The organism is Paenibacillus tundrae (assembly GCF_036884255.1).
In the GTDB taxonomy this organism is placed as follows: domain Bacteria; phylum Bacillota; class Bacilli; order Paenibacillales; family Paenibacillaceae; genus Paenibacillus.
In genome coordinates, this window is the sequence record NZ_CP145605.1 from 223,864 (window position 1) to 244,384 (window position 20,521).

Here is a 20,521-nt window from a genome sequence, read left to right on the forward strand (position 1 = left end):
GTTATCCCAAAATGTTTAATATAGCAACAATAAATTATTGTAAATTTAAAGTACAATCCAAAGTGTTTAAAAATGCAACACAAAAAGGCGATAAAAAAGACGCAAACTTAAAGTTAATCTTTAAGTTTACGCCATAATGTGGCTCGGTTAATCCCAAGGCGTTCTGCGGCCTTTGATTGATTATTATTTTCCTCCTGAAGTACGGACTGAATAACTTCTTTCTCAATTTCCTTCAGCGTACCGTTCAACTTCATGTGACTTGCAGAAGGTTGCTGACCCAGCAAGCGGGACAAGGTAGCCGTGGTGATTACATAATCCTGTTCATTGAGTGCAGCCTGCTTAATCAGATGCTTCAACTGGTTGACGTTCATATTCGTGATCTGATCCCGGATGAGCTGTAGTGCATCCTCTTTGATCTTCACCGCAGTAGTTCCGTATTTCTGGTAGTAACCTGTAAGGAAATGCTGCATAAGTGGAGCCAGGTCCTCGGGTCTTTCCGCAAGATTTGGCATGATGATCGTATTAAGCTCCAGATCGAGTGACCACTGTGGGGTCAATGCTTGCTCCCCGAGTATAAACACCCCAATCTGGCTTCGAAGGCAGTCTTGGATAAAGGAGAGCAACTCCGGATCTATTATACGTGCTTCCATATGATTAATCTCTACATTTCGAACTTTGGCTAGTGGTATCTTGTGCAAATGACCGGACGGAACTTGCGAGAGATCAATCTGTAATAAAAGTCCACCACCAGAGTACATCTGATGAATGTGTTTGACCAGAAAAGATTTACCGGAATCCGCTTCACCCAGCAGATAGATCGGTTCATGATGCTCGTACAGTGCCCGAATGTTATTCAATACTGCCTGCATGGCAGGGGACTCGGCGACGATGGGTTCCATCGATGCATCCGTGAAAGTTGTTATGCCGAATTGTGCAAAGGTATAGGGTTGTCCTTTTTCCAGCATATATACCTTGTAGCTATTGTTGTTTAGAGTCGTTACATAGGCATTGACCGTGAGTTGATAATCGTCCACCATGAACACATTTTGGATCTGGGATTGATGAAATTCCAGGCTGGTGTTGGTCAGATACATGTGATTATCGGTCAGCGGATTTTTCTCAAAGTCGGTCAGGTTCTCGAACACGACTTCATTGCGTTCGTTTAAAATAAGCAAATTCGGATGTTCCTGTGTGACCAGGTCATTCAGGATGATCGATATCGCATGATTTTTGCTCAAATAACGGTAGACCAGCTGTGCATCCTCCATCGCTCTAAGGATAGATTCCTGGCCGGATTGGATCAACAATCCCTCCAGACCATAGGTCTTGGCGGTGTTGACAGTGATCACATCTCCGACAATCTGACGGTAACCAGAAGCTTTCAACTCCAAGAGCAATCGTGCCACATCTTCCGAGCTATGTATGGTATAGACCTTGAGGGGCAGATCCATCAGATCAATAATGGATTGTGCACCAGAGGTGATGTTGGAGAAACCAACGATGGCCGTTTGACCGTTAAACTGGCTTGCCAGTGTAAGTGAACGAATCATATCATAGCCCGATAACTGCACATCAATGACGGGAATGGTCACTGCTTTCTTAATCAATTGAGCCGTTCCGCCACGACTGATAATAATCTCTGCACCGTTTTTCTCAGCTTGAGTGGCTAATTCCACACCGTTCGCCAAATCGCCCACATCCGTCTGAATGGCTAACTGGGGAAAGCGAGGAATGCACTCTTGTATGATAGGAATCATTGATTCGTAGGGAGCGATAAAGTGAACTCGTGTACGCATAATTTTCCTGCCTTTTATAGAAATCATTGATCCCCTTATTATAGCCAACTTGTGGAGGAATGGCACCTTTGGAGGAACCAACACGGTCATGTCTACAAAATGCCTATATGGTATGTTGCCGCAACTCTTTGAGTCGAATGTGATGTAGTGCACTGAACCGAACCGTCATGTATTTCAAAATGAATGGAAAATTGCACACCATCAGTGTGGAGAAGTAAGGAGAGTTCATATGGGAGATATTCATAAAGTGGCTGAATCGGATCACATCATTAAAGATATTGTTGGGAAGTTCCCGTGCAGGGTGCTGTGGAGTGAGGGCCGTCCATGTCTGGAGTATCAGAGGGAAGAGGATGTGGCATTAATAACCGAATACGTTCGCACAATATACAATGTTGAGCTATTAGATGTCTTTTTCACAGCGGTGGAGAGCCTTCCAGTGGAACTGTAGTTCGGGAAGTGTTTGTGGAGTGTGAGAGAAGGATGGATAATTGAGTTATTGTGTGTTTATACAAGAATATAAGGCGACACTATACGTGCTCGTCTTTTCTTATATTACGTTGTTATCGTACGGATGTGGATCGGAGTAACTCCACTTGCAATCGTGAAATGTGAAACCTCGAACCTCATATTCATGTATTATAGTTACATATGAACTTATCGGAGGAGGAACAAATTATGGGAATCTTGTCGAGGTTTAGGGACGTGATGAAGGCAAATATGAATAGCTTGTTAAGCCGATCTGAGGATCCGGAGAGAACGGTAAATGAGGTTATGCGTAGCTTGAGCAGTGATCTTGGAAAGGTAAAAGCAGAGGCGACTGCGGTCCTCTCGGATGAGAGTAGAGCAAGAAGAGCTTTGGATGAATCGAGTGCGGAACTACGCAAGCTTCAGCGGTATGCAGAGAAGTCAGCAGAATCCCGAGATGAGGATAAGGCGCTCCAATTCCTGCAGAAAAAAGCGAAGCAGGCTGAGAAGCACAATGAATTACAAGCTGCTTATGATCGAGCCGCTGCCAAAGCCAAAGTGATGAAGCATATGCAGGATAAACTGATTGCGGATATGGCGACGATGGAAGCGAGATATACTGAGTTGAAAAGCAAAATGGCAGATGCCAAGGCCAAGCAACAGGCTAATGAGCAGAACGCATCGGCGGGTAGAGCAAACGATGCACTCCGTGCAATGGAAGACAAGGCTAATCAAGCATTGAACGAAGCAGAGGCTCTGGCAGAGCTTCGGGCAGGTGCGCAGGAAGATGACCTGGACGAATTGATTGCACAATTGGAGAAGGACATGAATGCCGAAACGGGTAATGAACAGAAGAAAGTGCCAACGGCTGAGGAAGAGCTTGCAGCCATCCAACAGCAACTGAACGATAAGTGAGCCTATTTGTAGATGTAACGAATACATTTTTAAGACATTGAGGTGAGCAGATGCCGGTTATTGAATACAGATGTCCGAACTGTGGTAGTGGGATGAACTTTGATGGGAACACGGGAATGCTATCCTGCCCTAGTTGTGGGCGACAGGATAATATTGAGCAGATTCCAGACCCACTCAAGAAACAGGTGTTTAAAGAGAACGAAATCAAGTCGTACCACTGTACCAGTTGCGGGGCTGACCTTGTGACAGATGCAGATACGAGTGCAACAACTTGTAGCTTCTGCGGAGCTGCGGTTGTCTTAAGTGACCGATTGAGCGGAGAGCTGGCTCCAGCGATGGTGATTCCTTTTGCTATTACGAAGGAGACTGCGAAGGAAGCATTCAAAAAGTGGTGCAAAAACGGCCTGCTTACGCCAAGTGGCTTCATGACGGCTGACCGAATCAAAGAAATAACCGGAATCTACGTGCCCTTCTGGTTATATGAGTTACATAACAGAATTGAAGTTCATGGTCGTGCCACCAAGGTGAGAAGCTACACGCAGGGTGATTATCACTATACCGAAACCCAGCATTATGAGATATACCGGAAAATCCGGCTGAATTATGTGAATCTGCCCATTGATGCATCCAAGAAAATGGATGATAAACTGATGGATAAGTTAGAGCCGTTTCCTTACAACCAATTGAAGGATTTCAAAACGCCTTATCTCGCGGGTTATATTGCGGAAAAATATAGCTATACCGATGAAGAGCTCTATCCCCGAGCTAAAGAAAAAACGCAACCTTATATTGAATCTTACATTGCTTCTACTGTATCGGGGTACACCAGTGTGAGTTATACGGATAAACAGATTGATACCACACTGAAAAATGCAGATTACGTCTTGCTCCCCGTGTGGATGGTGTACTATGACTTTAATCGCACGGAATACACGTTTGCCATGAATGGTCAGACAGGTAAGGTCGTGGGTAGACCTCCGATCAGCAAAGCAAAAGTCGCGGGATGGTTCGCAGGCGTGTCGGCCGTATCATTTCTCTCCATTAAGGTTGTGGCATGGATGATGGGAGGTGGCTTCCTGTGAAAAAGGGAAGGTACATTGCGTTAATGACCGCCTTCATCTTCATAGTAATGTGTGTTGCAGCCCCGTGGATTCCAGCGCAAAGCGCGGCAGCGGCAACGAAAGAACTGATTCTTGATGAAGCTAATTTGCTTAGCTCGCAAGAGATTGAAGATTTGAATACCTTGGCAAATAAGTACAGTGCGGAGCGCGAGACAGACCTCATCGTTATTACGACGAATAATGAGGAGCAGATCACGGATGAATTGTTCACAGAGAACTACTATGATGAGCAGGCACCCGGTTATGATAAGCCTCATGGTAATGCGGTTATTATGACTTTGGATATGTACAATCGTACCGTGTATGTGGGTGGTTTCTACAAAGGGGAAGACTACGTTACCAATAGCAGAGCTGATGAGATTACGGCTCAGATTGCTCCTTACCTATCCGACGGTAACTACAGCCAAGCCTTTGAGAAGTATCTTACGATGGCATATGAGTACCTAGGTGACAAACCTCTGGATGAAGATTCAGGTACAGGGTCTACTTATCCTGGCTCAAGTTCAGGTACGGGTTCAGGTAATTATCCTAGTGGAGGTTCGAACGCGAACCCTGATAATATTCTGTTCAATACATGGTTTCAACTCGCGGTCTCTGTGGTTATTGGTGGGATCGTGGTAGGCATTATGGCATATAATTCGGGCGGACGCGTAACCGTCAATCGTGCAACGTATGAGGATTCAGGTGCTTCTAGTGTGGTAGATCGCGGAGATCGGTATATTCGGACAACAGTGACCAAGACCAAAATCGAGAGAAATAACAATAATGGTGGCGGAGGAGGAGGCGGTGGTACCACTCGCGGGGGACATTCCCATAGTGGTAGCAGCCGATCGTTCTAATTAGCCCACCATGATAATCAATCACAGTAATACAGCGTAGAACGTGGTGCTCGTGTGACGATGCAGCATGTTTACTATAGAAGGGACGGGATTGAGTATGAGTTTTTTCAGAAATCAATTTTCGAATGTGGTGGAATGGGAAGAGTTCAGAGATGATATGATCTTTTGGAAGTGGAGCAATCGGGAGATCAAGAAAGGCAGTAAGCTGATTATTCGTGCAGGTCAGGATGCGATTTTCCTGAATAACGGCAAAGTGGAAGGGATTTTTGAGGATGAAGGCTCATTCAACATTGATTCCGAGATTATTCCGTTTCTGTCGACGCTGAAAGGTTTCAAGTTTGGCTTTAATAGTGGTATGCGCGTTGAAGTGTTGTTTGTGAATACGAAGGAATTTACGGTGAGATGGGGAACCCAAAGTCCAGTATTAATTCCAACGCCGCAGCTTCCGGGCGGGATGCCGATTCGTGCCAACGGTACATTTAACTTCAAAGTAAGTGACTACGTTACGCTAATTGATAAGATTGCAGGCATTAAGCAGAGCTACTTGGTCGATGATGTCAAAATTCGAATTACCTCTGTGCTTGATCAATTGCTGATGAAGTGGATCAGCCGTGAAGGAAAAGATATGTTCAACCTGCAGGCGAATGCAACAGATATAGCCAAAGGGATTCAGGAAGATCTGGATATGCAGATGATGGATATCGGGATTGGCATTACCGGTTTCCAAGTGATGAGCTTCAACTATCCGCAAGAAATTCAGGATATGATTACGAAGACGGCTTCACATGAGATGATCGGCAATCTGCAAAAGTACCAACAGGTGAGCATGACCGACGGCATCTCCTCAGGTAAGGTGCAAGGCGGCGGCGCAGCTTCGGATATGGCAGGCATGATGATGGGCATGAACATGGCGAATGAAATGATGAAGAACATGAACCAGAACCAAAATCAGAACTCAGGCCAAAACCAGAATCAGAACAACCAGGGTCAGAGCCAAAATCAAAGCCAAAATCAAAATCAAGGCGATAACTCAGGCTCCGCTTCATCCTCGGAAGGCAAGAAGCCTAACTTCTGTCCAAACTGTGGTGCCAAAAATGAAGGAGCTAACTTCTGTCCGAACTGCGGGCAGAAGCTTGGCTAGAGGAATAAGGAAGATCGGGCTAACTCACAAGTACATGGTACTGTGCAGTTAGCTCTTTTTTTGTTATAACGAAAGGCAATGTTTTAACTTTTAAATAAAGTGTTGACAACGAAAACAAAATCATATATCTTTAACTTAAGATATTTAATTTAAAAATAAATTACACCAAAACACATTCAAATTAAACTTAATTAATGAACATATAAGGAGAGATCAAGATGATTATTCCTACATTAGATCGCATCAATGAACTTTCAAGAAAAGCAAAAGAAGAAGGATTAAACGAAATGGAGCAAGCGGAGCGGGCTCGTCTGCGCCAGGAATATTTGCAAACGTTTCGGGGTTCGATTAACGACATTCTACTAAACACAACCATCTATGATCCGAATGGCGACGATGTTACTCCAGACAGATTGAAACAGGAACAAGCAGACCAAAAGCAAGACTGATTTATTTTTAAACTAATATCTTAATATTAAGACAAAATACAAAACAAACATCACAATCAACCATTCCCTAAGGAGGAATTTATCATGACACTTCAAACCGCAGGTATCCACCACATTACAGCTTTTGCAGGAGATCCACAGGCCAATGTTGACTTCTATGCAGGTATTCTCGGACTTCGTTTGGTGAAAAAAACAGTTAACTTCGATGCTCCTGACGTATACCATCTGTACTTTGGTGACGAAGGCGGAAGCCCAGGAACGATCATCACGTTCTTCCCAGCAGCCGGATCTCCAAAAGGTAAAATTGGCGGCGGTCAGGTAGGGATTACCTCTTATGTCATTCCTCCTGGGTCTATGGACTTCTGGCAAGATCGTTTAGAAAGTTATAATATTCAGGTAACGAGAACAAGCCGTTTCAACGAACAATTCCTTCAATTCGAAGATAGCGAAGGCCTGCGGCTTGAGCTGGTTGAGCGGCAAGAGGGTGCTAATAGCACTTGGGCGCATGAAGGGATTGCAACCGACCAAGCCATTAAAGGATTTGGAGGTGCCGTATTATTCAGCGTCAATCCGGCAAGAACAATGGATGCACTGGATAAAATCCTTGGATTCACCAAAGTAGGTGAAGATCAGGAGTATGTACGTTATCAGTCTTTTGGTGAGATTGGCAATGTAATTGATGTGCCTGTGGCTCGTATGCCGCTTGGCGTAGGCGGGGCTGGTACGGTTCACCATATCGCATGGCGTGCCAAAGATGATCAGGAGCATCAACAGTGGGGCGAGGCTGTATATCAATATGGCTATCAACCAACACCAGTGCGGGATCGTCAGTACTTTAACGCTATTTATTTCAGAGAAGCCGGAGGCATCCTGTTCGAGATTGCTACAGATCCACCTGGATTTGCGAAAGATGAGCCTGTAGAAACGTTGGGTCAAAAATTAATGCTGCCAGAATGGTTCGAGAAATACCGTACACAGATTGAAGACAATCTGCAACCGATCCAAGTTCGTACGTTGGAACCAGCACGTACAGCCATCCCAATGGAAACGACCGTTTAATCACAGCAAGGCACCGCGTGCAGAAATTGCACGCGGTGTGTAATTTGGCTATTTAGATTGAACTAGACATTTACACAAGAACGGAGAGGGCAGAAATAACATGAAGAAGCGAAGTGTTCGGCTGAAAGCTTTCTGGAAGAAAGCTACATCGGAAGCATACGCTATCCCCGGATTTGCCCTTAGAAAAAGGGAATCAGAAAAATCTGGGGATAACAGCGATCGGAATGTTGTTCTGTCATTGGAGTGGTCAGTGTAAATATTTTCAGTTCAATCTAGATAGAATGTGCAACGAGATGAAATTGAACGAAGGAGTATGACGGATGATTATGGAGAAGAAGGTTACCTGGCTAGAGCTATTCTACGATCTGCTTTTTGTAGCTGCGGTGGCCAAAGCGAGTCATGTGTTGTTACATGCCGAACATGGAGTGATTACATTTGAATATCTGATGAAATTTGTATTGATTTTCATTCCAGTCTGGTGGGCATGGGTGGGTCAGACCTTATTTATCAATCGGTATGGCCAGGATATCTTCATCCATCGAGTATTTCTCATCCTACAGCTCCTGTCTGTTATGGTGATGACAGCGAGTCTCTCGGTTGATTTTGACCAGCATTATCTATCCTTCTTCGTGGGTTATATCGGTTCTAGGGTATTCACGATGATTCAATATTTCACAATCCATAAGTCTAAGAGTGAGCAGCAGCAACAAGCCGCTCGTTTCCTAGGTCAATGTTTTCTCATCGGGATATTAATCTCGACCAGCTCTTTGTTCTTTGATTCATGGCTTAGATACGTGATTCTGTACGCTGGGATTGCGGTAGATATTATTCTTCCTTTGATCGGTCGCAAAAAACTGGTGAAGGTGCCGATCCACACGCATCATTTATTGGAACGGTTCGCGTTGTTTACACTCATTCTGCTGGGTGAATCGGTAGTTAGTATTATTGCGGTATTACAACTGGATCACTGGGATCTGAAGTCAGTACTGTTCATCGCATTTACATCTGTATTTGTTATTGCACTGTGGTGGCAGTACTTTGACAACGTAGAGAAGAAGGTCAGCAAAGAAATACAGACGGCTGGTCAAGCAATTATATATGGACACTTGTTCATCTACATCTCTATGAGCATGATTGCAGCTTCAATTCAACTGTTGTATCTGAATAAACTCAATTATTTGTTCATGCTGGGCTTTGTGTTTGGATCAGTACTGTTGTACTTTATGTCCACGTCGCTGGTGTTTCACCGTTACAGATATACACATATGCGACTGAGACCATATCATTTGGCGATTATGCTTGGCGTCATTGGAACCTTTATCATCATAGATCTAATTTATCGTGTGCCGAATTATGCAATTGTAGGAGAGAACATGGCGTTCTTCCTCATCTATGCCAAAATGACAACATGAATAAATAGCGCATATTTAACCCTGCAACTTTAAAAGTTGTAGGGTTTTTTCGTCTTCCTATGAATATCTTCATTTATTTTCTTATAGGGAATCTGTTAATATGAGACTAGATCCAAGAGAAACTACTCAGACACACAGGAGGGAAACCATTTGAGCACAAATTTAATCGGCGTTCCATTGGAAGGGTTTGCAGACTTTAGTCGAACAGTTGCGGCAGAAGGTGCAGTATTGTTAAGAAACAAGGGGAATATTCTTCCGCTTCAGCATAACGAAAACGTTTCAGTTTTTGGCCGAATCCAGGTTAATTACTATCGCAGCGGTACAGGTTCAGGAGGAAGCGTACATGTAGCATATACAACGAACTTGTTAGACGGATTACGCAACAAAACGAATCTAACCGTGAATGAGGAGCTCGCTTCGGTATATGAGAAGTGGATTGAAGCCAACCCATTCGATGATGGTGGCAAAGTATGGGCGGCAGAGCCATGGAATCAGAAGGAAATGCCTCTGACTGACGAATTGGTAGCACAGGCGAGAAGCAAATCTACCAAAGCCATTATCGTCATCGGACGTACAGCAGGTGAAGATCAGGATAACGCAGACGCACCTGGAAGCTATCAGTTGACGGAAGATGAGCAAGCAATGCTGAAGCAGGTGACGAATCATTTTGAACAGACGATTGTGGTGCTAAACGTTTCTAACATCATTGATATGAGCTGGCTGGATGACGAGAGCTATGTGCATCCCATTCAAGCGGTCATCTACTCATGGCATGGGGGGATGGAAGGTGGTAACGCCATTGCTGATGTATTGGCAGGAGACGTTACGCCAAGTGGTAAATTAACCGATACGATTGCGTATTCCATTGATGATTATCCTTCAACGAGCAACTACGGGAATGAGTTCAAGAACCTATACCAGGAAGATATTTACGTAGGCTATCGTTATTTCGAAACGTTTCGACCTGAGAAAGTTCAATTTGAATTCGGTTATGGGCTATCGTACACCACATTTGCAACCGAATTTGAAGAGGCCAAAAGTGTCTCTAGAGAAGGAGAGTCCTTCCTTGAAGTGAATGTAAACGTAACCAATACAGGAAATACGTATGCAGGCAAAGAAGTTATTCAGGTGTACTACGAAGCACCCCAAGGCAAGCTAGGGCAACCTCTAAAATCATTAGCTGCATTTGGGAAAACCAAATTGCTTCAGCCGGGAGCATCGGAGCGTCTGAAGATCAGCTTCCCGGTTCATACGATGGCATCTTACGATGATGAGGGTGTAACCGGTCACGCATCTGCGTATGTATTAGAAGAAGGCACGTATCGCTTGCATGTGGGGACAAGTGTCAAACAAGTAGAACACGTTCTTGTTGACGGTCAAGAAGGCTATGTGGTCGAGGCGCTTCAGGTTGTAGAGCAGCTTCAAGAAGTTATGGCGCCGACAGAAGACTTTACACGTATGAAGCCAGGTGCACGCAAGGATGACGGTTCATACGAACTGGTGTACACAGCGGTACCGAAACGCCAAGTTTCCATGGCTGACCGAATTCAGCAGAATCTGCCGCAAGCCTTGGAGCAAACCGGGAATCAGGGTTACAAGCTGAGAGATGTAAAGGATGGCCAAGTGAGTCTAGAAACCTTTATTGCTCAGTTAAGTGATCAAGACCTGGCTGCCATTATTAGAGGTGAAGGAATGAGTAGTCCACTCGTTACCTCTGGTACGGCATCTGCATTTGGTGGGGTTAGCGACAGTCTGTTCAATTACGGCATTCCAGTGGCGTGTACGGCAGACGGCCCATCAGGTATTCGTATGGATAGTGGAGAGAAGGCAACGCAGGTTTCCATTGGAACGCTGTTAGCAGCTACGTGGAATACAGAGCTTGTCGAAGAACTGTATGTGTTGGAAGGGCAGGAACTCTTGAGAAATCAAGTAGACACATTGCTGGGGCCTGGATTGAATATCCGCCGCAGTCCGCTGAATGGACGTAACTTTGAGTACTTCTCAGAAGATCCGCTGATTTCGGGCGTATTTGCTGCGGCATGTACGAAAGGCATCATGAAGGGCGGTTCTAACGCTACGTTGAAGCACTTTGCATGTAATAACCAAGAGAAGCACCGGAGTAAAGTTGACGCCGTTGTATCTGAACGTGCGCTCCGCGAGATTTATTTGAAAGGCTTCGAGATCGCTGTGAAACAAGGCGGCGCGAATTCGATCATGACTTCCTACAACCCGATTAACGGTCACTGGGCAGCTTCTAATTATGATCTGAACACAACCGTTCTTCGAGGAGAATGGGACTTCCAGGGAATCGTGATGACCGACTGGTGGGCGATTATGAATGATGTCGTTGAAGGTGGAGAAGCTGACCGGAAATACACCAACTGGATGATCCGCGCTCAGAATGATCTGTACATGGTTGTTCCTAACTATGGTGCAGAGATTAACGGCTGGGATGACAACACCATCGAGTCTTTGGAAAATGGAACCTTAACTCGTGGGGAGCTACAGCGCTCTGCTATGAACATCTGTACATTCATTATGAATGCGCCAGTCTTCTCTCGAAAACATGAGATTTTGGAGACCATTGCTTCATTCCAAGCGAATGAATCTCTTTCAACCCAACAGGCTCAACCGCTCGCTGAGAATACACAAGTGAAACCTGCTGTGAACGAACCTGTATATATGAAGGTAGACCAAGCAGGACAATATCGAATCATCGTACAGATCATGTCTCCAGAGCCTGAGCTTGCTCAAAGTGCTTGTAATGTGCTGTTGAACGACCAATTGATGACAACGATCCAAACGAATGGTACGGAAGGAAAATGGATCAGACAGAAGCTTGTCAAAGTAGAGCTTGCAGCCGGCGTGTACGAATTGAAGTTAGATTTCACTAAACCAGGCTTGCAGATCGACTGGATCGAGTTTAAACCACTGTAAGGTCAGGAGTGTTGCAAGGAATGAAAAGGTACAATTTTTGGAGTCCACTACTGCTGATTGCGGTAGCACTGATTACGAGAAGCCTGGTCACAAACTTAGGTTTATTGTTCGGTATGTCGCATGAAGCAGCGGGTAACATTGCCATTATTGCCATGATCATTGCCGCACTGATCATGTTTAATCGTTTGACCAAGGCTCGTCGTAATCGTAAATAAACCCGTAGCTCTAACGAGCAGAGCATTAGAGAAGAAGGCACCCGTGAGGGTGTCTTTTTACATCCTAGTTAAGGAAAATGCGGATGGTTACACGGGTTATGGCGATGATGAAGTGACGGATATCACAAATGTGCTATAATTGAACTATTCAGCCTGGAAAAGTACTGGCTATGGATGGGAGAGGTAACTGATCTATGCAGGTATTTGAAGACTGGAACCAGAAAGTGAAGAAAACGTTTAATGCAACGAATCCAACGGCTGTACTTACTGTTGCCGAAGCGGGCAGCGCATTAGGTTTGTCGAAAGACCAGATGAAGCTGTATGTGGATAAAAATAAATTGACCAAGGTTCCGATTATGAGGAGTGTACACAGATACCTCTTATTGAAGAGCGAGATCGATGATATCGTTAATAAACGTTAATTGCATAAGAGTATGACATCAGCCATTTAACCGATTTGTATTTCGGAAAGTGGTTATTTTTTTATCATGAGCTATTTTGCCTAAACCTGTATAGAGAGGGGATCAGCATGAATACCTTATCCAGCTGGTTGTATGATCGGGTGAATTGGAAGTGGGTTGTGTCTGCGATTGTGCTGTTTGCTTGCTTTATCGCATTCATTTTGCCATGGCAGGCTGCGGAGTCCAAAGAGGCAACCGGAGGAGGCGAATCTCCAGATTCGTCATTTTGGTATACTGCGGATGATCTATATCAAATGGCAGAAAGCTATGGAGAGACAGGGCGCAGTGCTTATATCTATGCAAGGTTTACGTTTGACCTCATCTGGCCGTTAGCTTATCTCTTTCTATTGATAGTTCTAATATCAGCCCTCTACCGGGTGCTCCCAGCTGTGAGTTATTGGCGCAAATTAAATCTGGTTCCACTGGGTGGCTGGGCTTGTGATATGTTAGAAAATATAGGCGCTTCGATAACGATGTATCGTTATCCGCTCCGCACACCATTCATTGCCGAACTGACACCGGTATTTACGATTGTGAAGTGGTGCCTGATCTATGCTAGTTTTGCCGCACTCGTGCCAGGGGTGATTCTTACGATCATCCATTACGTCCGTGTCCGGTTGAATAAGGGATAACGTCGTGATCAAGGGATAAAATCAGTATTTTAGGACAATCCTACCTCAGGGTAGCTATTGATTAATATGGAAGACGGCGAGAGAACTGCTATTGCTAGATCCTTGCTTGCCAAAGGGACAACCTGTCATTTATACTCTTGGCGCAAGGCCGTAGCATGAGACGAATTTATAGTCCAAGGAGATGAATAATGCATGGCAATCAGCTTGAATGTGTATCTAGTAACAGATGGTAATGGACGTGAAGCGGTAGAATTCTACAAAGATGTGTTTAATGCAGAGGTACTAGCCATTCAGACATTTGGTGAAGGCCCGTCTAGCCCAGATCATCCGATTCCGCCGGAAGCCAAAGATCGTATTATGCATGCCTCCTTGCAGATTGGTGGCTCTGTATTAATGTTGTCCGATACGTTCCCAGGCATGGAACACACCATTGGTAACCATATAACCGTTACAGTGAACACAGACACAGCCGATGAGGCAACGCGTATTTTCAACAAGTTGGAAGTTGGCGGAGAAGTGAAAATGCCGATTCAAGAGACTTTTTGGAGCCCGGCTTACGGATCGGTGACTGATAAGTTTGGTGTTCAGTTCCAAATTAGCTGTACGCCGAGCAACGCGTAATTTCATACATTATATATGAAGAAAACCTCATGGACATCAGCAAGATTGTCCTGAGGTTTTTTGGTTTTATTTCAACATAATATGGTACTGCACAAGCAGCTAAGCAGCCTGTGATGAACTAGCCTTCCTTTTGAATCTTGGATGGGTTATTGATTTTGTAAGGAACCGGATTGCGAGTCAGCTTCTTCTTAATGATTTTGCCTTCAAAAGAAAGAATGTCTCCCACTTCAAGTTCTTGCTTCTTCATTGTGGCACTGTGGCTGGACCAGGCTTCGCCAATTTCAATGAGTTCAGGTTCAGTAATCGCCACTGCTTCATATATAATGACTTCATCGTCATTATCAGAGAAGTGATTGGGTACAGTCGTGAATTCTTTAACTACAGCAGACATCTTCACTTTGCCATCTGGCAGATCAATCTTAATGGCTTTTGATTTACTTGCTGTTTTCGCTTTCGGTTTAGCATCCGCAGTAGTACTGTTTTGGGGGCCAACATACTCCTCGACCAAACCATCCGGATCGCCAACAAGACCCGAAACGCGGTGATCACCATCATCGATGTAGTCCATATGATCAGGGTACTCGGAAGGGATCGTTACCGTTGGTGGTGCAGATGCTTCAACATTTGGTTCATCGTTAGCGCTAGGCTCGTCCTCTGATGTCGCCGTAGATGTCGTAGCTGTGGTTGAATCGCTCACCTTAACAGTCCCAGCTCCTGCCAAACCTCTAGCACTGTAGCTAGATGCCTGCATTTCCTTCAGATACGAAGGATGGATGCAGTGCCTTTGATCATTATCCAGTTGAATGACCGCAGCCATATGATCTACATAACCCAGGATGGTGCAGGGCAGATTGAGCCCGTTTCCTTTATAATAGAACGTTTTGAGCTTGGTAGCCTTACCTGAAAGTAGCCCCCACTCCTGACACTTTTCAATGAGTTCATCTTCGCTTTCCAGGGCTGTATACTGTTGTGGTTCAATCATAAAAGCATATGCCATAATGCATTTCCGCCTTTCTCTGGTTCTCTATGTTCATCGTTTCCAAATTACAATCAGTGTATCACAAAAGTGTACCGTGACATAAACATATCCGTGCGTTCGCAAGGAGTGTCTATGGTATAATTTTTCTAAGCAAGACACGTTGAACAACAATCAATTAGCAAGCCGTGTACCCCAAGTATACCTTGCGTTATGCTGTGTATATACCCAACATCTGCGGGAGGTAACTTCAATGAATCTAAAAGTAAATCATCAGCTTCTATGGACTTTAGTGGGCATCGCTATCGGGACGAGTATCGGTATTGCTACGAACCAGACAGCGTTGGGTGTTGCATTCGGGATCACCCTTGGCATACTAATCGGTTCTGTTGTTAGCAAAAGAATTCGTTCTGATTCGCATGAGACGCTCCGTGAACATGTGAGTGAATTGATTAAACCAAAAGACTGGCAGGAAGCACTCCAGAACTCGGAAGATCATCCTGTACTTATTTTTAAACATAGCACGACCTGTCCGACGAGTGCTCGTGCCTATCGGGAATTTATGGCCTTTGTAGGCTCCAATGCATCCGAGTCTGGACAGCGAATGGACTACTATATTGTCAAGGTGATCGAAAGTCGCGCGCTTTCTCGCCACATTGCGGAAGAGACAGCGGTTATTCATCAATCACCGCAGGTGCTGCTGCTTGAACAGGGGCGTGTCATCCAACATACGTCACACGGTAAAATAACGAAAAAGAGATTAATTCAGTGGGCTCAAGATCCGTTTAGTTAATGGAGACGATTAGTCCAGCAAGGTAACGAGCCATCAGCATCTAATTTAGGTGTGACTTCCAAACACCAAACAACACTAGCCCACTCTAAAATGAAACGCCGTTCCCTCTTTATGAGGCGAACGGCGTTTTTAATAAATTAAGATGTGAATTTTGGCAACCAGTCACCGTGAGCTTCGATCAATTCATCACACATGGCAACGATGTCGTCGATGGACAACTCGGCAGCAGTATGTGGATCAAGCATTGCGGCATGATAGATATGATCCTTTTTACCTGTAATTGCAGCTTCAATTGTTAGCAGTTGAGTGTTGATATTGGTACGATTCAGTGCTGCCAGTTGTGGTGGCAGATCGCCAATGTACGTTGGGCTAATGCCAGATCCATCCACAAGACAAGGCACCTCTACACAAGCTTCACGTGGCAGGTTCGTGATTAAACCAGTATTCATGACATTACCGGCAATTTTGTAAGGGCGATTTGTCTCCATCGCCTCCATAATGTGGGAAGCGTACTCCCGGCTGCGGGTATGCTCGATGTTTTCGCTAGCGAACAGCTTTTCACGCATTTCTTTCCAGCCTTCAATCTGGTTCACGCAGCGACGTGGATACTCATCCAGCGGAATGTTGAACCGTTCAATCAGTTCAGGATAGTTACGTTTGATAAAGTATGGGTGGTACTCAGCATTATGCTCGGAGGATTCCGTTACATAGTAGCCAAAACGCTGCATTAGCTCAAAACGAACCATGTCATTATGCTGTTCTTTTTGTTTTTCTTTCGCTAAACGTTTGATCTCAGGATAGAGATCCTGTCCATCACGCGTTACTTCCAGCAGCCATGCCATGTGGTTAATGCCCGCAATCTTAGCAACCACGCCTGTCTGATCGATGCCCAGGGCATCAAACAGATGAGGCACACAGATCTGCACACTATGACACAGTCCTACCGTTTTGATGCCGCCATGCACGTTCATGACATTGGTAAGCACGGCCATCGGATTCGTGTAATTCAAGAACCAAGCATCTGGGCACACTTCCTGCATATCCCGTGCAAAATCCAGCATCACCGGAATAGTACGCAGGTTGCGGAAGATTCCCCCGATACCAAGCGTGTCCGCAATCGTCTGACGCAGTCCATATTTCTTCGGAATTTCAAAATCGGTAATAGTACACGGATCATATCCGCCCACTTGAATTGCATTAATGACATATTTGGCTCCGCGCAGAGCTTCTTTGCGATCCGTATATACTTTCACGCTACAGCGGCTTCCCAGAGAGCGTGCCATGCTAGTTAACAGACGCTCCGAATCGCTCAGGCGCTCGGCATCAATATCATACAAAGCCAGCTCGAAATCTTGCAGTGCTTCGGTCATCATAACGTCACCTAATACATTTTTGACAAAGACGGTGCTTCCTGCACCGAGGAATGTAATTTTGCTCATCTAAAGTTCAGCCTCCCTGAATTTGTTGTACCTTCACTATAGGCTCATTGGAGGAGGATAACTATGGTGCAACCTATCTTAAATATGGCATAATCCCATTTATGGTGTCGCTTACAGAGACAATAAGCCCTATTTACCTGTTATAATTTAAATAACATTTGTTATGTGTATCGATGGAAGGAAGTGCGTGATATGAGTCGAATTGAAATGAATGTGGTTTCTATAGATTGGACACAGATGGAGCTGGTACTGCTCTTTTTCGGGTGGGAAGCTTGTGAGCCGTCTCATTATTGGGGGCCTGGTGTCCGCGATTCCTACATCATTCATTACATTCATGAAGGGCGAGGCACGGTGCAGATGGAGAACCGGGAATACCATCTGTCACAAGGACAGGGATTCATCATTGTTCCAGATACGATCATCCACTATGAGGCAGATGCAAGTGATCCATGGACATATTCGTGGTTTGGATTCAGAGGTGTACATGCCAAGACATTTATGCAACGAGCCTATCTAAGTCCAGAACACCCGGTGTTTCAAGCTCAAGACCCTGTATGGTTTGAACGATTGTACACCGACATGGTTCAGGCTTCATCGCGGCATGGCGGAGATATATTTAGCCAGAGCCTGTTATACCGGTTAATTGCGGAACTGATCGCCTCTTCTCCCGAAACAGAAGAACAGACACATCGTCCTGTGTCCACCAAGGAAGAATATATCCGTCAGGCCCTTCAATATATGGAGAATAGGTACAGTCAGAAGACCTCGATCCTGGATATCGCTCAATCTGTGGGGTTAGATCGCACGTACCTTTCAGGGCTTTTCAAGGAGCGGTATGGCAAGTCGCTTCAGGCATTCTTTCTTGAATATCGGATCAACCGCGCGGCTGAGCTCCTGCAAAATCCTGTATTATCTATTAGTGAGGTAGCCCATTCAGTGGGTTACACGGATCCGCTGTTATTTTCTAAGATGTTCAAGCGGGTCACAGGAGTATCCCCCAAAGCATCAAGATCACAGCCTAATCTAACGATATAAATTGATTATTTTAATTTCATGTAATAAAAGTTTTGAACATTATTGGCCTGCCAGCTATACTTGTACAGAAACCAATTGAATATGTGGAATTAGGTGCTTTATCGATTCGGATAAAAGCTTAATAGGGAAGTCCGGTGTAATACCGGCGCGGTCCCGCCACTGTAACAGAGGAGTCAACAGCGTATTGCCACTGGTGTAAGCCGGGAAGGTGCTGTCTGACGGTGATTCTGGAGCCAGGAGACCTGCCTAATTTAACGACACGTTAGTAACCTACGGGAGATAGGAAGGTGTTTAGAGAAGCATGATTTTTTCTGAAAATCTGTCTATTTAAGGCGTCCTTAACCGGTAACACGGAGAAGGGCGCTTTTTTGGTTGAACGGGATAGATCGTACCATTCCATTGCAGAGCGATGGAGCTTCGGGGAGAGGACGTCTGAACGCGTGAGCAGATATATCATTAAAAGATTAGTTCAACTGGTAGCCGTATTGTTCGGCATTACCTTTCTGACTTTCCTGTTAACCTACTTGTCTCCAGGAGACCCGGCAAGGCTGATGCTGATGTCTACGGGGATCACGCCAACCGACGAGTTGGTCAGACAGGTGCGAAGCCAGCTTGGGCTCGACCAGCCCTTTTGGATGCGTTATGGGACATGGCTGGGGCAGGTACTGCAAGGTGATTTTGGTACTTCCTATAAGTATGATCGCCCTGTAGTGGACATATTGTTGTCTCGTCTACCAGCAACACTACGGCTAACAGGCAGCGCTATGCTTATCGTCATCGTGATCTCTTTTCCACTGGGGATTCTCTCGGCAATTTATCGGAATAAATGGTTGGATTATGTGATTCGTTTATTCTCTTTTGCTGGGCTATCCATGCCAAGCTTCTGGCTGGGGATGTTACTCATGCTCGTATTTGGCGTTCAATTGAAGCTGCTGCCAGTGATGGGGAGTACGGGATGGAATAGCCTGATCCTGCCAACCTGCACGTTGGCGGTTCCGCTGATTGCACAATACAGCAGGCAGATTCGAGCGGTTATGCTGGATGAAATGTCTCAGGACTATGTGAGCGGAGCGAGATCCAGAGGTGTGAAGGAGAGACAGGTCATTATGCATCATATTTTGCCGAACGCACTCTTGCCGATTGTGACCTTGATGGGCATGTCTACCGGGACACTATTAGGCGGTGCAGCCATTGTAGAGAGTCTGTTTGTGTGGCCAGGCGTAGGTCAGATGGCGGTAGATGCCATTTTCACACGGGATTATCCGTTGATTCAGGGTTACGTCATGTGGATGGCGACGATATACGTCACGCTGAATCTGCTTGTTGATCTATGGACGCATCTGCGGGATCCTCGGATTCGACTGGAAGTGGATGTGTAGATGAGCGAAATGATGCAGATATTTAAACAAAATCGTTGGTTTACGTTGATCCTATCTTTAACTGTGGCCTGGGTAATTCTAGCGATGATCGCACCACTCTTGGCACCCCATAATCCACTGACAACGAACTTTGCCCATGTGCTGCAACCACCTAGCGCGGAATATCCCTTGGGTACAGACCAGCTTGGGCGCTGTACTCTGTCACGTCTTCTGTATGGGGCGCGCACATCATTACTTCTCACCTTTATGATGACGGGTATTGTCTTTGTACTCGGTGTAACGATTGGCATGATATCGGGATTCGCTCGGGGGATGACAGACACCATATTAATGCGTTTAACAGATACGCTTATGGCTTTTCCGGGGTTGATCTTCGCTATTGCTGTAGTTGGTATGTTGGGGCCAGGATTATTCAACACGGTGGTGGCTCTGTCTGTGGTGTGGTGGGCGAAATACGCACGTCTTGCCAGAGGGATTGTCATTTCATTACAGCAAAAGGAGTATGTCGCGGCCGCCGCCTTCGGCGGTGCGCGGTGGAGTCAGATCCTTATCAGGACGATCCTGCCCAACATGATCTCACCGCTAATCGTCATGGCTATGATGGATGTGGGCGGCATGATGTTATCGATCTCGGGTCTATCCTTCCTCGGACTTGGTGCACAGCCGCCTGAACCGGAATGGGGAGCAATGCTGAATGAAGGCAGACGGTATTTACAGACTGCGCCATGGTTGTTAATTTATCCGGGGCTCGCGATATTTGGCACGGTTATAATCTTTAATTTATTGGGAGACAGTCTTCGGGATGTGCTTGATCCTAAGAAAGAAATCAAATAACG

The 20,521-nt window shown here is 45.3% G+C and carries 20 protein-coding genes and 1 riboswitch; of the genes, 17 read left to right on the forward strand and 3 right to left on the reverse strand.

Annotated elements, in window-relative coordinates:
- Window positions 1–113: 113 nt before the first annotated feature.
- Window positions 114–1,796, reverse strand: coding sequence for a PrpR N-terminal domain-containing protein (locus V6W81_RS01055; RefSeq protein WP_338541284.1), 1,683 nt, complete (start codon window positions 1,794–1,796; stop codon window positions 114–116).
- A 229-nt stretch (window positions 1,797–2,025) separates the two neighbouring features.
- On the opposite strand from V6W81_RS01055, the gene V6W81_RS01060 reads away from it, so the two are divergent.
- The 13 genes from V6W81_RS01060 to V6W81_RS01120 all read left to right on the forward strand — a co-directional run bounded on the left by V6W81_RS01060 (window position 2,026) and on the right by V6W81_RS01120 (window position 14,063).
- Window positions 2,026–2,244, forward strand: coding sequence for a hypothetical protein (locus V6W81_RS01060; RefSeq protein WP_056695323.1), 219 nt, complete (start codon window positions 2,026–2,028; stop codon window positions 2,242–2,244).
- Window positions 2,245–2,471: 227 nt separating this feature from the next.
- Window positions 2,472–3,176 carry a PspA/IM30 family protein gene (locus V6W81_RS01065; protein WP_186381041.1) on the forward strand — a complete coding sequence of 235 codons (705 nt, stop codon included), beginning with the start codon at window positions 2,472–2,474 and terminating at the stop codon, window positions 3,174–3,176.
- A gap of 50 nt (window positions 3,177–3,226) precedes the next feature.
- Complete coding sequence (locus V6W81_RS01070; protein WP_056695325.1) at window positions 3,227–4,258, forward strand: TFIIB-type zinc ribbon-containing protein; 1,032 nt, start codon at window positions 3,227–3,229, stop codon at window positions 4,256–4,258.
- Window positions 4,255–5,136: a TPM domain-containing protein gene (locus V6W81_RS01075; RefSeq protein WP_338541285.1), complete on the forward strand. Its 882-nt coding sequence runs from the start codon at window positions 4,255–4,257 to the stop codon at window positions 5,134–5,136. Before V6W81_RS01070 ends, V6W81_RS01075 begins: the two co-directional genes overlap by 4 nt.
- Before the next feature lie 97 nt (window positions 5,137–5,233).
- Complete coding sequence (locus V6W81_RS01080; protein WP_338541286.1) at window positions 5,234–6,277, forward strand: SPFH domain-containing protein; 1,044 nt, start codon at window positions 5,234–5,236, stop codon at window positions 6,275–6,277.
- A gap of 218 nt (window positions 6,278–6,495) precedes the next feature.
- Window positions 6,496–6,726: a DUF896 domain-containing protein gene (locus V6W81_RS01085; protein WP_430700962.1), complete on the forward strand. Its 231-nt coding sequence runs from the start codon at window positions 6,496–6,498 to the stop codon at window positions 6,724–6,726.
- Between the two features lie 84 nt (window positions 6,727–6,810).
- Window positions 6,811–7,785 carry a ring-cleaving dioxygenase gene (locus V6W81_RS01090; RefSeq protein WP_338541287.1) on the forward strand — a complete coding sequence of 325 codons (975 nt, stop codon included), beginning with the start codon at window positions 6,811–6,813 and terminating at the stop codon, window positions 7,783–7,785.
- A gap of 323 nt (window positions 7,786–8,108) precedes the next feature.
- Window positions 8,109–9,197, forward strand: coding sequence for a low temperature requirement protein A (locus V6W81_RS01095; RefSeq protein WP_310144905.1), 1,089 nt, complete (start codon window positions 8,109–8,111; stop codon window positions 9,195–9,197).
- 150 nt (window positions 9,198–9,347) lie between these two features.
- Window positions 9,348–12,134: a glycoside hydrolase family 3 C-terminal domain-containing protein gene (locus V6W81_RS01100; RefSeq protein WP_338541288.1), complete on the forward strand. Its 2,787-nt coding sequence runs from the start codon at window positions 9,348–9,350 to the stop codon at window positions 12,132–12,134.
- A gap of 20 nt (window positions 12,135–12,154) precedes the next feature.
- Window positions 12,155–12,349 carry a hypothetical protein gene (locus tag V6W81_RS01105; RefSeq protein WP_338541289.1) on the forward strand — a complete coding sequence of 65 codons (195 nt, stop codon included), beginning with the start codon at window positions 12,155–12,157 and terminating at the stop codon, window positions 12,347–12,349.
- 194 nt (window positions 12,350–12,543) lie between these two features.
- Window positions 12,544–12,771 (forward strand): helix-turn-helix domain-containing protein, encoded by a 228-nt coding sequence (locus tag V6W81_RS01110; protein ID WP_145052049.1) that lies wholly within the window; start codon window positions 12,544–12,546, stop codon window positions 12,769–12,771.
- 107 nt (window positions 12,772–12,878) lie between these two features.
- Window positions 12,879–13,442: a hypothetical protein gene (locus tag V6W81_RS01115; RefSeq protein WP_338541290.1), complete on the forward strand. Its 564-nt coding sequence runs from the start codon at window positions 12,879–12,881 to the stop codon at window positions 13,440–13,442.
- Window positions 13,443–13,634: 192 nt separating this feature from the next.
- A complete protein-coding gene (locus tag V6W81_RS01120) occupies window positions 13,635–14,063 on the forward strand; it encodes a VOC family protein (protein WP_338541291.1) in 429 nt (142 codons plus the stop codon).
- A gap of 118 nt (window positions 14,064–14,181) precedes the next feature.
- On the opposite strand, the gene V6W81_RS01125 is transcribed toward V6W81_RS01120, so the two are convergent.
- Window positions 14,182–15,060 (reverse strand): hypothetical protein, encoded by an 879-nt coding sequence (locus V6W81_RS01125; protein WP_338541292.1) that lies wholly within the window; start codon window positions 15,058–15,060, stop codon window positions 14,182–14,184.
- A 232-nt stretch (window positions 15,061–15,292) separates the two neighbouring features.
- On the opposite strand from V6W81_RS01125, the gene ytxJ reads away from it, so the two are divergent.
- Window positions 15,293–15,832, forward strand: coding sequence for a bacillithiol system redox-active protein YtxJ (gene ytxJ / locus V6W81_RS01130; RefSeq protein ID WP_338541293.1), 540 nt, complete (start codon window positions 15,293–15,295; stop codon window positions 15,830–15,832).
- 137 nt (window positions 15,833–15,969) lie between these two features.
- On the opposite strand, the gene V6W81_RS01135 is transcribed toward ytxJ, so the two are convergent.
- Window positions 15,970–17,271 (reverse strand): alpha-glucosidase/alpha-galactosidase, encoded by a 1,302-nt coding sequence (locus V6W81_RS01135; protein ID WP_338541294.1) that lies wholly within the window; start codon window positions 17,269–17,271, stop codon window positions 15,970–15,972.
- 192 nt (window positions 17,272–17,463) lie between these two features.
- On the opposite strand from V6W81_RS01135, the gene V6W81_RS01140 reads away from it, so the two are divergent.
- The 3 genes from V6W81_RS01140 to nikC all read left to right on the forward strand — a co-directional run bounded on the left by V6W81_RS01140 (window position 17,464) and on the right by nikC (window position 20,519).
- On the forward strand, window positions 17,464–18,306 hold the full coding sequence (locus tag V6W81_RS01140) for an AraC family transcriptional regulator (RefSeq protein WP_338541295.1): 843 nt from the start codon (window positions 17,464–17,466) through the stop codon (window positions 18,304–18,306).
- Window positions 18,307–18,380: 74 nt separating this feature from the next.
- Window positions 18,381–18,570, forward strand: a riboswitch (cobalamin riboswitch).
- Window positions 18,571–18,674: 104 nt separating this feature from the next.
- Window positions 18,675–19,685: a nickel ABC transporter permease gene (gene nikB, locus V6W81_RS01145; RefSeq protein WP_235540612.1), complete on the forward strand. Its 1,011-nt coding sequence runs from the start codon at window positions 18,675–18,677 to the stop codon at window positions 19,683–19,685.
- The gene (nikC, locus tag V6W81_RS01150; RefSeq protein WP_338541296.1) at window positions 19,686–20,519 is read left to right on the forward strand and encodes a nickel transporter permease; all 834 of its coding nucleotides are present in this window, start codon (window positions 19,686–19,688) and stop codon (window positions 20,517–20,519) included.
- Window positions 20,520–20,521: the final 2 nt, after the last annotated feature.